The following is a 13,220-nucleotide window of genomic DNA, read 5'->3' as shown; positions in this document are numbered from 1 at the left end:
AAAAACACGGTCCCATTTTATTAAGGAGGATATCGATGGAATTGCTTCATAAAACCAAAGTGCAGAATGCTGTTTCCGGCAGAATGCGCTCGCAGAATGCGATGTTTCACTTCATGATGCTGCCAGGTATGATATTCCTGATTGTTTTCAGTTATATTCCTATGGTAGGCATCATCATGGCGTTTGAAAATTTCACTGCAGCCAAGGGAATTTTCGGATCGCCGTTTGTGGGATTAAAACACTTTCAGTATATGTTTTCACTGCCGGATATTTGGGTAATCATTCGAAATACGCTGTGTATCGCTATCGGCAAAATGCTTCTTACCACACTGCTTGCCATTATATTTGCTATACTGCTCAATGAGATTCGCGTAAATTGGATGAAGAAAACCATACAAACCGTTGTTTACCTCCCACATTTCCTTTCATGGGTTATTCTTGCGACAGTTGTGGTCAATATGTTCAACCTTGACGGATCCGTAAATCAGATTCTTAATAAAATCGGTATCGGTTCAATGAACTTTTTAGGCAGCAATACGCTGTTTCAGCCACTGCTGATTATGACCGATGTTTGGAAAGAATTCGGCTATTCCTCTATTGTTTTTCTGGCAGCTATCACCTCGATTGACCCAGGGCTTTATGAGGCAGCTGCGATTGATGGAGCCAACTGGTGGCAAAAGACGTGGCACGTCACATTGCCCGGTATGCTGAGCATTATTCTGCTGATTTCGGTAATGAATATTGCCAATGTGCTCAATGCGGGTTTTGACCAAGTATATAACTTGTACAGCCCAATGGTCTATGAAACGGGCGACATTATCGATACTTACGTTTATAGGATGGGCCTGCTGAACCATCAATACAGTTTTTCAACAGCAGTCGGCCTTTTCAAGTCTTTCGTAGGCATGTTCTTGATGCTTTTCGTCAATGGACTTTCCAAGAAGTTTACAGATGCCCGTATTTTCTAGAAGGGAGGAAAATGGTATATGAAACAATGCAACAATGGATGGGCAAAAGCAGGAAAAATAATCATTTATGTAATTATTATTTTAATGGGACTTACCTGCTTGCTGCCTTTGCTTAATATCGTGGCAATTTCCTTTAGCGGCAGTGCGGCTGTTACAGGAAATCAGGTTGGATTCATTCCGGTGGACTTTACGCTTGCCCCCTACCAAAAAATGCTGGCTGATTCCCAGTTTTGGCGTTCTTTTCTCATCTCAGCCGTTCGCGTTGTCCTGCAGCTTGCGTTAAATATGGTGCTGATTGTGCTGATGGCTTATCCACTTTCTAAATCAAAGCGTGAATTCCATGCACGTGGTACATATATGAAACTTCTGATTTTTGCAATGCTGTTTAACGGCGGCATGATCCCCACTTATCTCCTTGTAAAAGATTTAGGACTTCTGAATACGATTTGGGCTCTGGTTTTACCAGGCGCGGTTCCGATTTTCAATGTAATACTGGTCATGAACTTCTTTGCCGGTGTACCGAAATCGCTGGAGGAAGCCGCGGTGATGGACGGCGCAAATCCTATGCAGGTCTTGTGGAAAGTCTATCTCCCCTGTTCAGTGCCAGTGCTTGCAACGATTGCGCTGTTCAGCATTGTTGGAAGCTGGAATGACTTTTTCAGTGGTTTGATTTATATCACCAAAGTAAACAATTTCCCGCTAATGACATATATTCAGTCTTTGAATGTCAATATTGCCGACTTGTTAAAAGCCGGAGCCAGTTCAAGTACCCTTACAAATATTGCTGAACTGACCAATAAAAATTTGAATGCTGCAAAAATTGTAGTGTCCACAATTCCGCTCATTGTAATTTATCCTTTCCTGCAAAAATATTTTGTTACCGGCATTGTAGTTGGAGCTGTAAAGGAATAAATTTATAGAAGTAATTAAGTGATTGAAAGAACAAATGGAGGAATCTCAATGCCCAAATGGCTGAATGACGCAGTATTTTATGAAATTTATCCGCAAAGTTTTTATGACACAAATGGTGATGGTATTGGAGATATAAACGGCATAACAGAAAAGCTCGATTATATCAAATCTTTGGGATGCAATGCAATCTGGATTAACCCCTGCTTTGAATCCCCCTTTATGGACGCGGGCTATGATATAAGTGATTATAAAAAGGTTGCCCCGCGTTACGGCACAAACGATGACTTAAAGCACTGCTTTAACGAAGCACACAAACGTGGAATGCATATCCTGCTTGATTTGGTGCCCGGTCACACCTCTGATAAACACCAGTGGTTTCGGGAAAGCCAGAAAGCATGCCAAAATGAATATACAAACCGGTATATTTGGACTGACTCCGTGTGGAACCGCCCCGCCGGATTCAACAGTATGTGCGGGGTCAGCGAAAAGGACGGCTGCTATTTGCTGAATTTCTTTTCGTCCCAGCCGGCGCTCAACTATGGGTTCAATAAAATAACCGCACCATGGCAAATGCATTACACCCAGCCTGACTGCGTTGCAACACGGGAAGCCCTGAAAGATGTAATGCGCTTTTGGCTGGATGCGGGCTGCGACGGTTTCCGAGTGGATATGGCGGATTCGTTGGTAAAAAACGATGATAATAAAGAGGCAACCTGCGAAGTATGGAGAAACATCCGTGGGATGCTTAACCGGGAGTATCCGGAAGCTGCCATGGTATCAGAATGGTCAGACCCTGCTAAGGCGATTGGAAAAGCCCAGTTTGATATGGACTTTTATTTGGACCATCAGGAAAATGGATACCATGCACTATTCCGCAAGACAGGCAGCGACGGCAGCCAACAGAACTTTTTCAGCAAGCAGGGCAATGGCGATATTATGGAGTTTCTGGATGATTATCTGCCGCGATATCATGTGGCGGAATCAGCAGGTTACGTCAGTATGATGACCTGCAACCATGATACCCCCCGCATGACACTTGGCTTTGATGAATTGGAATGTAAAATTGCCTATGCTTTTCTATTGACCATGCCGGGGGTTCCTTTCATTTACTACGGTGATGAAATCGGCATACAGTATTTTCGGCTTAACAGTGTTGAAGGCGGGTATCATCGTACCGGGACGCGTACGCCCATGCAGTGGACAAATGGAAAGAATCTTGGGTTTTCCACCGCAGAAAAAGAAAAACTGTATTTGCCGGTGGATGAAAGAGATTGTGCACCGACAGTGGAAAGCCAGAACAAGGATACCAATTCTCTGCTGAATACGGTTCGAAAAGTTCTAAAACTACGCCACGAAAATCCAGATTTGCAGGCACAGCCGAATTTTGAAGTCGTTTATGCAGAAAAAGGAAAATATCCATTTGTGTTCCGCCGCGGTCAGTTTTTAATAGCGGTCAATCCGTCGTGGCGGTCGGTATCAATACCGATGAAGCTGCTTGGTGAATCGATATTCCAGCTTGGTCACAGCACATTAGAAAACGGTAACCTTTCTATGAAAGGTCAGTCTTTTTCAATATTTCATATGAATTCAATTTGACAGAACTGTTGCAAACAAAAATCTACATAGCATAAAAAAGCCGGAAGATTTCCATGAGAATGGTCATCTTCCGGCTTTTATGCTGTAGGCACAACCGAAACACGCGCTCCCTCCGCCTGTTCCCCTCTCTAAGGCTCGTTTCATAAAGACATAAAAACGGGGAACACCTCCCATGGATGTCCCCCAAACAACCCCGCTCTGCACAGCATGATAGTCTCCTTTCCCATGCTGCTCCAATGAAATCCATGTTTCTTTTTTGTCAAAAAAGCAGTATAATGAGGGCGAATAGAAATTCTGCGGGAACTCATACTTTCTGCAAACGGTCCTATGTGGTCCTGCCAGTCAGCCGGTCCGGTTCCGTGTATCGGCATATACAGCGGCATCACCGGCTCCCTATGTTTCCGCATTTTTACAGGCAGAGTTCCGCCGAAAGGAGAAATACGCAATGGCGAAAAAACAAACCGTGCAGCGAATTTTTTCAGTCGTGCTTGCACTGACAGTCATAACGTCTTTATGTATCGCTGTACCCGCAAGTGCCGCAGATACAGACACTTCCCAAACCGAGCAGAGTGTTTCCTCTAATCTCTCTCTTTCTTCTACGCCGCTTGTCCGGACGGCCGGATTGGACGGCTCCTCTTATTACGGGTATTACGCAAATTCGGACCAGGTGTATTACTATGCGGACCCTGCAGGACAGCTGCGCATTGTCATCAATACACATGACCCGGCAACTGGAAATCCCCAGCTGGATATTCGCACCTGCAATTCCGCCTGTCAGCAAATCAGCCGGGAATTCGTCAGTTTGCCCCTTCCCCTTTTTGGCGGTTTCTACCATGATGAGGATACTGGTGACTTGTATGTTGTAACCGGACAAAGCAACTCCTCCGAATCACAGGCCATCACAGCGGTGGAAGTGGATAAATACAACAGCAGTTGGAAGCTGCTCTCGTCCGCGAAAATTCCGGCTTCATTCGCTAATATTTTCCAAGGTATCCGCACGCCCTTCAACGAAGGAAACTGCCGAATGACCAAAGCGGGCAGCCATACACTGGTAGTATATATGAGCGGAGAGATGTTCACTGTAGAAGGGGAACATCAGCAAAGTGACCTTACTTTCTATCTGGACACCAATACTATGAAAGCCTGTCAGTCCGAGCAGCCATACAACAGCCATTCTTTTAATCAGTTTGTTCAGTACGACAAGACAAATGGCATGCTGAAATTCGTCAGCCATGGTGACGCTTCCCCCCGCGCGATCTGTACAGAAGCACTGCGCTGGAACAATACCACCAGCCAGCCCATCTACTACTCCTCTACAAAACCTTTTACTTTTCTGGGCGATACCAGCATCAGCCGCACCGATACACAGGTAAACGGTTTTGAACTTGGCAGGAATAATGACCTGATTGTCGGCACCTCAGTTCCGCATAATCAGGCTGTCTGCGGCGTGATCGGCTGGTCCAAAAGTGGCGTAACAAATCAGAACCTGTACCTGATTAAAGTTTCCAAGGACGGCACGCAGTCCACATTCCAATGGCTCACGAACAACAACCCCAAAGCATCCGGTTTAGACATTGACGACCCGCGGCTTGTCAAAATCAACGACGATCTGTTTCTCATTCTGTATACAGAAGTACAAAATTCCGGCGGCAGTCCGTCTTATACCACAAAATATATGCTCATAAACTCCAGTGGAAAGCAGCTTGCACCGGCGTCTTCCATCGGCAGGCCGGGCAGCGCATCCAATATGTACCACGGCGGTTCACAGCCCATTCTTTATGACGGGAAAATTACATGGGCGGACGAGGAGGACGGCCAAAGCAGCAGCCGAATCTATCAGCTGCAGGGTACCGTCACCATGTCGGACAAAAAGACCGGTGTAAGCATGGTTTGGAAGTCCTTAGCGGCCCACTCCGTCCTGCAGACCAATGTGTCTTCCGCCGTGGATACTTTTCCCTCCTCTCTGTCTGCACAGGCGGTTTCCTCCAGTGCTGTCTGTTACGACGTTTCGATGATAAAAGACGGCGCACAGGAAAGCCTAAATGGTGACACGGCTGTCCTCTCCCTTCCGATTCCGTCCGGCATTTCGCCGCTGCGGACACTCTGCTGGCGCATTGCAGAAGACGGCACCGCACAGCAAATACAGAATGTCCGCATCCAAAACGGAAAGCTTACTTTCTGCACCTCCTCCCTTGGGCAGTTTTTCATTTCCGAGGCAAAGGTTTCCGCCGTCCCTTCCTCGGACCTCACGGGAACCGTGAGCGTTTGGCCCGGACAGATTATAAATTTCCGCACCTTCAGTACATTTCCTCTGCAGCAGATTGTGCAGGGAAACGGCAAAACCGCCAGCGTAAATGCACCCTTTGTAAGGTGGTCCGCAGACACGCAGACCGCCGAGCAAAGTTTGTACATTCCCTACAGCCAAAACCACGCGGGCGATAAAACCGGCATTTATGTCAGAGAAAACGGGACCGCCAGTCTGTTGTTCACGGTCAAGCTGGATTTCAATCGTCCGTTTACCTGTGACACCGGTTCGGACGTTGTGAAAGAATCCGGCCAAACCTATTTTGCCAAGCTGACGGTTCCACACGGCACCGAGGTCGGCGGCTATGCTGCCGGAAACGGCGCTGTTGCCTTGACACGGGCAAAAAATGGCGGCGCACCCACCGTCAGTAAAGACGGCAAAACAGATATTTATTATTACGGCTTTACAGCCGCAAGGCAGGGCCGTACCGGGCTGTACGCAAACATAGTGGGAACAAAATTCTGCCTATACTCTACAACCGTTCAGTAAATTATCTATTTTGAATAATCCAAAGGGAGCGTAAATCCAAGTTCTGGATTTACGCTCCCTTTTTTGTCTGTGCCAATCTTTCGCCGTATTCTTCAGAGATATCAAAAACAGGTGCATGTGTACTTTGCTAAGTACCATCGCGCCGGTAAAACACGCCGCCCACCATAGCAGCAACTGCATAATCCAAAGAAATTTAAATTTTTTCTATTTTACTCCCTTTCATTGCCTCATAACCAATAAGAACTGTCCAAACGTAGGCGCAGGTTTTCGGAATCATAAGGGCACCAATAGCCGGAACCGCATCTGCAAACAACACGACCGGAATGTAGCAGGCAAAGCTCAGCACCACAGTGAACCATAAAAAACGAAATGGACGGTCCCGCTGTTCTTTTGCACTGCGGTAGAACAGCACAACAATCAGTGCCCCCAACAGCGCAAAAGGAATGTTGCGGTAAATCCCCCAAGAAAGCGGCGCACGGGCGCTTGTCCATGCGTTTTGCGGCATCAGGCAGAGAAGAATGCGGGAAAGCGCTAGCATCCAAACCGCCGTTGTAATCCCGCCTTTGCCGGATACCTGATACCGTGCACGCCATACATAATAGAGCAGAACATAAAAAATGGTCATCGTGATGGAAGTAATGAGCTTTCCAATGCCCAGCGCAGCCGTGTAACTTGCAAGACCGGTGGTGCAGAGCGCAATGGCACGCGGCACCAAATGGAAGGCATCGCCGCAGCCGAGCGTTATCGCCATAATTCCGAAAAGCAAGAACTGCTTTTTCCCCGCGCTTCCCCGAATCATCAGAACTCCCAGGATAATAACAGTAGTTAAATAAGCAATATCAAAAAGTGTTTCAAAAATAGCCTGCATGGTACCATTCCTTTCAATTTGAACGATGTTCATATTTGTTTGTATAAAAGCCCGCCGTTTGGCGGGCACTCAGTCAGCATAAATGGTGCGGCGAATGATTGCAAGCAGCACACCGCAGTCACCTTTTTTCTGCATAAGCATTGTTAAAACATTGGTAAGCACAAAATCAATAAAGTCAGATTCGGTAAAGGCAGGCGTAAAGGCGTCTTTTCTAATGGCAGTATCCGCATTTAATGCTTCCGTCATTCCCATTTTGATGTGGGAAAAATAATGCTGCATGGTATCCTTCGCCTTGTTCTTCCCCGTGCTTGCAAAGCTGAGCGAATGTGCCGTTAAAAAATTTGGGTATTCTTTGCTGCCGCGCCGAACGCTCTCAAAAATCCAGCCGACGTATTCGGGAAACGGCAAATTCATTGTGCATTTATGGTCCATGTGGAAAATATCCTGCCAGACACTCTCAATCGTTGCGATAACCAAATCATCTTTACTGGAAAAATAGTTGTAAAGTGACCCCAGCGCCACATGACAGGCCTGTGCAACCGAGCGCATATTCAGCGCTGACAGCCCCTTTTCCGAAACCATGTCCCTACAGACTTTGAGAATGGCGGACTTGGATGTTACAGCGATATTGATTGTATGCACCTCCCAACTTGAACAATGTTCATTATAATAGACTGCCCGCCGTTTGTCAATTTGCTTCTCTTTAGATAAACAATAAATCCTTTTTTATCTTCCGCAATTCACCATGTCCGCGGCATAAAAAATCCCCGGAAAGCCTTAAAATAACTAGCTTTTCGGGGTGGTGCCGCTGACCGGGGTTGAACCGGTACGATGTTTCCATCGAGGGATTTTAAGTCCCTTGCGTCTGCCAATTCCGCCACAGCGGCAAAACAACATTTTTATTGTATCACAGAACAGCAGCAAACGCAAGTTTTTCATGGCAGCATTTCTATACTTTAGTGCAGGTCTGTAACCATGCCAAAGTGATACCCCATCTGTTCCCATTTGGTAAGGAGTTCATCTAAAATATCCGCATTTGTTTTGGAGGTGAGGTGCAGTAAAACAACCGCTCCCGGATGAGTCCGCGGCAAAATTCGCTTAAAGGCTTCTTCTTTGGTTGGCTGTTTATCTTTGTACCAATCTACATAGGCAAGGCTCCAGAAAAACGTTTTATAGCCGAGCTTCTGCGCCTGCTGCAGGTTTGCAACGCTGTAGCGGCCCTGCGGCGGCCGATACACGCGCTGCATGGGCTTTCCGGTAATCTCTTTATACTTTTCCTCCACAGAACGCAGTTCTTTTTCAAAGACAGCCGTGTCAGAAATTTTCGACATATCATAGTGGTGCCACGTATGATTGCCGACCGTATGTCCTTCCGCCGCCATACGCTTCACAAGGTCCGGCCGCGTTTGCAGGTAGTTTCCCACAACGAAAAAAGTAGCGTGCACATGATGCTTTTTCAGGGCATCCAAAATTTTTGGCGTATAACCAGCTTCGTACCCTGCGTCAAACGTCAGATACAGTGTTTTATCCTTGTCATTTCCAAGAAAATAAGCCTGATACTGCCGCAAAAACTGCGGAGAGGCATTCCCCACGGGCTGCTTTCCCGGCTGCGGAAAGGACAGGCCCCAGTTGGGATTGACCGTTTTTGTCTTTGCCGCTGCGGCCACGCTGACCTGCCGGCCGTACCATGTAAAAAGCAGGCCAGCTGCTGCCGCAACCGCAAGCAGGGCAATCACAATGTTTCGCTTTTTCCAGATGAAATACACGCCCACTCCTCCCTTTTATACAGGAACTCTATGCGGGGGAAGCAGAAAATATGCACTCAAAAAACAGCGCGCACTGTCTGAACCATGACTTTAATATCATTTCCTACCGAAATGGAATCCATATACTGCAGGTTCAGCTGCATTTTGGTCGGCAGAATCTTCTCAATATAAGTCGTTTCGGGGTCCAACGGCGACTCCGCCAAAATCTCGTCTTCATTGCGGAAGTGAATGCTGCTGGGTGCCGTCACGCCCGGCCGTACCAGCAGTGTGGACAGATAGGCCGGCTGATATGCCTTTACATACTTCGGTACTTCCGGACGGGGACCGACCAAACTCATCGTGCCGTCCAGCACATTCAGCACCTGTGCAAACTCGTCCAGACGGCATTTACGGATAACGCGGCCAACGCGCGTAATGCGCGGGTCCTGTCCAACAGTTATCTGCAATCCTTTTTTATCCGCGTCCTGCACCATGGTACGAAACTTATAGATACGGAACGGTTTTCCATAGCGGCCAACACGCTCCTGCCGATAGAACACCGGTCCTTTGGAGTCCAATTTTACCGCAGCGGCCGTTATCAACAGCAGCGGTGACAAAATCACCAGTATCAAAAAAGAAACCACAATATCAAATAAACGCTTAGCTGCAAGCGTTCCGCGGTGCTGCCGCAGCTTTTCAAAACAGGTTTTTGTGTCCGCGTTCTGCATCCATGCAGGCAGGTCTTCAAAGCGCAAAGGAACCCCTCATTTCGTTCAGTATTACTTTCTCTGGCCATATCATCTCAAAAATAAGACATTAAAATATTATAGCACACTGCGCCGCAGTGATTCAATTTTTCTGCTGCTTTTCTGATAGATATTTACTTTCATTCGCCAACGGACTATACTAGTGTAAAGTACGCGGCAGTAAATACAGCCCGCCGCAGAATATGACATGGCTGTAAGGAGGATACTTTTTTATGTATTATCTGGGAATCGACCTAGGCGGTACAAATATCGCCGTCGGCATCATTGATGAAAACTACAAAATGGTAGCCAGTGCCAAAAGCCACACACGTGTCCCCTGTCCGGAAGAAGAACTAACGGAGCAGTTGGCCAACACAGCGCTGCAGGCCCTGCGGGCCGCACACCTGACGCTGGAAGATGTACCGTGGATTGGCGTTGGCTCTCCCGGAAGCATTGACAGTATGCACGGAATTGTCGGTTTCTCCGGCAATCTGAACCTGCACAACTACCCACTGGCAAACCAGCTCAGTCAACGGCTGAACGGCCGCCGTGTCCTGCTGGAAAACGACGCCAATGCGGCGGCTTTCGGCGAATATAAAGCGGGCGCACTGCAGAATGCCGCAAATGCGCTGGCCATCACGCTGGGCACCGGCATCGGCGGCGGTATTTTGATCGACGGAAAAATTTACTCTGGCTGCAATGGTGCAGCCGGTGAACTTGGCCACCAAGTCATCAAAGCCGATGGCCGGTCCTGCACCTGCGGGCGGCATGGCTGCTGGGAAACCTACGCCTCTGCCACTGGTCTTATCCGCACGACACAGGAAATCATGCAGACTTCTTCCGACCACTCCTCCCCTATCTGGCAGCTGGCCGGAAATGACCTAAACAAAGTAAGCGGCCGCACCGCCTTTGACGCCATGCGCGCAGGCGACCCGCTGGGCCAGAAAGCTGTTGACTGCTTTATCCGTGACCTTGGCACCGGTCTTGTCAACTGCATCAATATTTTTCAGCCGGACCGTGTCTGCATCGGCGGCGGTATCTGCAACGAAAAAGACTACCTGCTGAAGCCCCTGCAGGCATTTGTGAACAAAGAAACTTTCCTGGTGCCAAACGGCCCTCACACCCAGTTGTGCATTGCACAACTAGGTAACGATGCCGGTATTATCGGTGCTGCTCTGCTTGGGACTGCCTGACAGACAGTGCAGCGAAAGGATGAAATCTTAAAAATGAGTATTACAGATATGCCTTTCGGCGTGCTGCCAGACCATACACCGGTAAAAGCCTATACCCTAAAAAATACATCCGGCGCTTCTTTGACTGTACTCACCTATGGTGCACGCATTCAGTCCCTGCAAATGCCGGGACGCAACGGTGACGCGGAAGAAATGGTGCTTGGTCACCGCACACTGGAGGAATACACACAGCCCGGTGACTACCTGGGTGCTGTGATGGGCCGCTATGCTAACCGCATTGCGGACGGCTCCTTTACCATTGCTGGAAAAGCCAGCCGTTTGGCGCAAAATGAGGGCAGCACAACGCTGCACGGTGGTCCACAGGGATTTTCAACCCGTGTATGGCGCTGCCGCCGCAAAGAAGCGAATGACGACGCACCTTCCATTACACTGACTTACGAAAGTCGCGACGGTGAGCAGGGATTTCCGGGCACCTGCAACGTCCGTGTCACCTACTGTCTGACAACCGACAACGCCGTTATGATTGATTACCGTGCGGAAAGCAGCCGTGCTACTTATCTGAATCTGACAAACCACAGCTACTTTAACCTCAGCGGCAGCTGCCAAAAAGATGTACTGAAAACCGACCTTATCATAGACGCTGACACTTGTCTGGAAGTGGACAAGGACCTGCTCCCTACCGGTCAGTTATTGCCCATAGAGGACACCGCAGAGGATTTTCGTGGCGGGAAAGCAATCGGGCAGGATATAAACCGAGAGGAGCCGCAGCTGCGTTCCTGCGGCGGCTACGACCACTGCTTTGTGCTGAACGGCACTGGTTTCCGCAGAGTCGCCGAGGCCACCGATACTTCTTCCGGTCACCGTATGCTTGTCTTTACTGATCAGCCCGGTATGCAGCTTTTTACTGCCAACTGCTTTAACGAAGGTTCGCTGAACCGCGACGGCTCGCCAATGCTTCCGCATACCGCTTTCTGTCTGGAAACACAGCATTTTCCGGACAGTCCGCATTATCCGGAGTTCCCCTCCACGCTGCTGTCGGTCGGAAAGACATTTCGCAGCCGTACCATTTATAAGTTTGAACTTATCAAATAAAACTGCTTTTCCCTAAATGATTTTACATAGAGAGATATAAAAATCCCGCCGAACAGTGAATTGACCCCAAAAAGTTAGACAATATTTTAAATCAAGCAACCGAAAGGGCTTGTTGCCTATGTAAAGCGGGCGGCAAGCCCTTAAGTTTTGCTTTGATACGGCGGTTGTTGTAGTAATCCAGATAGTTTACGAGTTCGTCCTTGAACTGGTCGATTGAGTCGAATTCCTGCAAATACAGCAGTTCACTTTTAAGCAAGCCAAAGAAATTTTCCATTACAGCGTTATCAAGGCAGTTCCCTTTGCGGCTCATGCTTTGTTGAATTCCTTTCTCGGCAAGCACTTTTCGATACCGCTTGTGTTGGTACTGCCAGCCTTGATCGGAGTGGAGAATAAGTTGTGTACCATCGGGAATTTTCTCAAATGCTTTGTCCAGCATTTCCGTTACCATCGACAAAACCGGCCTGTCCGAAATGGTGTAGCTGACAATATCCCTGCTGCACAAATCCAGAATCGGTGACAAATACACTTTCTGCCCGAACAGGCTAAATTCGGTCACATCGGTTACCCATTTCTGATTTGGTGTCGTTGCTTCAAAGTCCCGTTTCAGCAGATTTGGAGCAATTTTACCCACCTCACCCTTGTAAGAACGATATTTCTTCATTCTCACTCGGCATACGAGTCCAGGCTGCTTCATTAACCTCTGGACGGTTTTGTGATTGATGCAGTATCCTCTACTGTGCAGAACATCTGTGATACGGCGATAACCATAGCGCCCCTTGTTTTCATGGTAGATTTCAGTGATCTGTTCTTTGATTTCGCTGTATTTATCCGGTTGCATTCTACGCTTGGCATAGTAGTAATAGGTTGATCGCGGCAAACCGGATACTTCAATTAGTAGTGAAATCTTGTGTTTATGCCTTAGTTCCCAGATCACTTGCGCCTTTTGTCGCGGCGTTCCTCTTCCAAAACCAAGGCATTCAATTTTTTTAAGTAATCTACCTCTGCACGCAACCGTTGGTTTTCTGCAATCAAATCTTCTTCTACCTTTTTGTTCAGCTTTGGGTTGCGTTCTTTCTGAGTGCCGCTTGCAGCACTGGCTCGACCACGGCGTTCCACATATAGCCCTTCTGGTCCTTCTTCCAGATAAATTCGTTCCCATTGAGCAACGCTTTTATGGTCAGACACGTGAAACTGCCGTGCTGCTTCACTGTAACTGAGTTTCTCTGTTTGCATAGCTTCTACAACCTGCTGTTTGAATTCTCCTGTGTATCGTTTCTTTGCTTTACCTTTTGGCATAAAAACACCC

General features: G+C 47.9%; 12 protein-coding genes and 1 tRNA gene. 6 read left to right on the top strand and 7 right to left on the bottom strand.

From position 1 onward, the window contains the following. Window positions 1-83 precede the first annotated feature (83 nt). From GJQ69_RS03485 to GJQ69_RS03470, 4 genes are all read left to right on the top strand, one after another. A complete protein-coding gene (locus GJQ69_RS03485; RefSeq protein ID WP_236849747.1) occupies window positions 84-968 on the top strand; it encodes an ABC transporter permease in 885 nt (294 codons plus the stop codon). 18 nt (window positions 969-986) lie between these two features. Continuing rightward, window positions 987-1,880 carry a carbohydrate ABC transporter permease gene (locus GJQ69_RS03480; RefSeq protein WP_174192925.1) on the top strand — a complete coding sequence of 298 codons (894 nt, stop codon included), beginning with the start codon at window positions 987-989 and terminating at the stop codon, window positions 1,878-1,880. Window positions 1,881-1,928: 48 nt separating this feature from the next. Next, window positions 1,929-3,476, top strand: a complete 1,548-nt coding sequence (locus tag GJQ69_RS03475) for an alpha-amylase family glycosyl hydrolase (RefSeq protein ID WP_086036038.1) — start codon at window positions 1,929-1,931, stop codon at window positions 3,474-3,476. A gap of 445 nt (window positions 3,477-3,921) precedes the next feature. Next, window positions 3,922-6,270, top strand: a complete 2,349-nt coding sequence (locus GJQ69_RS03470; protein WP_174192923.1) for a hypothetical protein — start codon at window positions 3,922-3,924, stop codon at window positions 6,268-6,270. 193 nt (window positions 6,271-6,463) lie between these two features. On the opposite strand, the gene GJQ69_RS03465 is transcribed toward GJQ69_RS03470, so the two are convergent. The 5 genes from GJQ69_RS03465 to GJQ69_RS03445 all read right to left on the bottom strand — a co-directional run bounded on the left by GJQ69_RS03465 (window position 6,464) and on the right by GJQ69_RS03445 (window position 9,638). Further along, window positions 6,464-7,138: a hypothetical protein gene (locus tag GJQ69_RS03465; protein WP_174192921.1), complete on the bottom strand. Its 675-nt coding sequence runs from the start codon at window positions 7,136-7,138 to the stop codon at window positions 6,464-6,466. A 69-nt stretch (window positions 7,139-7,207) separates the two neighbouring features. Further along, on the bottom strand, window positions 7,208-7,780 hold the full coding sequence (locus GJQ69_RS03460; RefSeq protein WP_236858917.1) for a TetR/AcrR family transcriptional regulator: 573 nt from the start codon (window positions 7,778-7,780) through the stop codon (window positions 7,208-7,210). Between the two features lie 158 nt (window positions 7,781-7,938). Continuing rightward, window positions 7,939-8,025: transfer RNA gene (locus GJQ69_RS03455), tRNA-Leu, on the bottom strand. A 69-nt stretch (window positions 8,026-8,094) separates the two neighbouring features. Further along, a complete protein-coding gene (locus GJQ69_RS03450) occupies window positions 8,095-8,904 on the bottom strand; it encodes a polysaccharide deacetylase family protein (RefSeq protein WP_174192919.1) in 810 nt (269 codons plus the stop codon). Between the two features lie 56 nt (window positions 8,905-8,960). Then, the gene (locus GJQ69_RS03445; RefSeq protein WP_236849730.1) at window positions 8,961-9,638 is read right to left on the bottom strand and encodes a sugar transferase; all 678 of its coding nucleotides are present in this window, start codon (window positions 9,636-9,638) and stop codon (window positions 8,961-8,963) included. Between the two features lie 224 nt (window positions 9,639-9,862). Between GJQ69_RS03445 and GJQ69_RS03440 the strand changes: the two genes are divergently transcribed. Beyond that, complete coding sequence (locus GJQ69_RS03440) at window positions 9,863-10,822, top strand: ROK family protein (RefSeq protein ID WP_086036043.1); 960 nt, start codon at window positions 9,863-9,865, stop codon at window positions 10,820-10,822. A gap of 33 nt (window positions 10,823-10,855) precedes the next feature. Beyond that, window positions 10,856-11,914: an aldose epimerase family protein gene (locus tag GJQ69_RS03435; RefSeq protein WP_086036044.1), complete on the top strand. Its 1,059-nt coding sequence runs from the start codon at window positions 10,856-10,858 to the stop codon at window positions 11,912-11,914. 91 nt (window positions 11,915-12,005) lie between these two features. Here the strand turns inward: GJQ69_RS03435 and GJQ69_RS03430 are convergent, their stop codons facing one another. Continuing rightward, window positions 12,006-12,896: an IS3 family transposase gene (locus GJQ69_RS03430; protein ID WP_236849745.1), complete on the bottom strand. Its 891-nt coding sequence runs from the start codon at window positions 12,894-12,896 to the stop codon at window positions 12,006-12,008. Beyond that, on the bottom strand, window positions 12,845-13,210 hold the full coding sequence (locus tag GJQ69_RS03425) for a helix-turn-helix domain-containing protein (protein WP_086035182.1): 366 nt from the start codon (window positions 13,208-13,210) through the stop codon (window positions 12,845-12,847). The genes GJQ69_RS03430 and GJQ69_RS03425 overlap by 52 nt, the downstream gene beginning before the upstream one ends. Window positions 13,211-13,220: the final 10 nt, after the last annotated feature.

This window comes from Caproicibacterium lactatifermentans (assembly GCF_013315815.1).
GTDB lineage: Bacteria > Bacillota > Clostridia > Oscillospirales > Acutalibacteraceae > Caproicibacterium > Caproicibacterium lactatifermentans.
The sequence above is the reverse complement of the archived record's forward strand: the minus strand, read 5'-3'. Positions and strand labels throughout refer to the sequence as shown.

What these genes read in the sequence shown, in the direction of transcription:
- GJQ69_RS03485 (WP_236849747.1), top strand. Translation starts at nt 84, where the DNA reads ATGCGCTCGCAGAATGCGATGTTTCACTTCATGATGCTGCCAGGTATG.
- GJQ69_RS03480 (WP_174192925.1), top strand. Translation starts at nt 987, where the DNA reads ATGAAACAATGCAACAATGGATGGGCAAAAGCAGGAAAAATAATCATT.
- GJQ69_RS03475 (WP_086036038.1), top strand. Translation starts at nt 1,929, where the DNA reads ATGCCCAAATGGCTGAATGACGCAGTATTTTATGAAATTTATCCGCAA.
- GJQ69_RS03470 (WP_174192923.1), top strand. Translation starts at nt 3,922, where the DNA reads ATGGCGAAAAAACAAACCGTGCAGCGAATTTTTTCAGTCGTGCTTGCA.
- GJQ69_RS03465 (WP_174192921.1), bottom strand. Translation starts at nt 7,138, where the DNA reads ATGCAGGCTATTTTTGAAACACTTTTTGATATTGCTTATTTAACTACT.
- GJQ69_RS03440 (WP_086036043.1), top strand. Translation starts at nt 9,863, where the DNA reads ATGTATTATCTGGGAATCGACCTAGGCGGTACAAATATCGCCGTCGGC.
- GJQ69_RS03435 (WP_086036044.1), top strand. Translation starts at nt 10,856, where the DNA reads ATGAGTATTACAGATATGCCTTTCGGCGTGCTGCCAGACCATACACCG.
- GJQ69_RS03425 (WP_086035182.1), bottom strand. Translation starts at nt 13,210, where the DNA reads ATGCCAAAAGGTAAAGCAAAGAAACGATACACAGGAGAATTCAAACAG.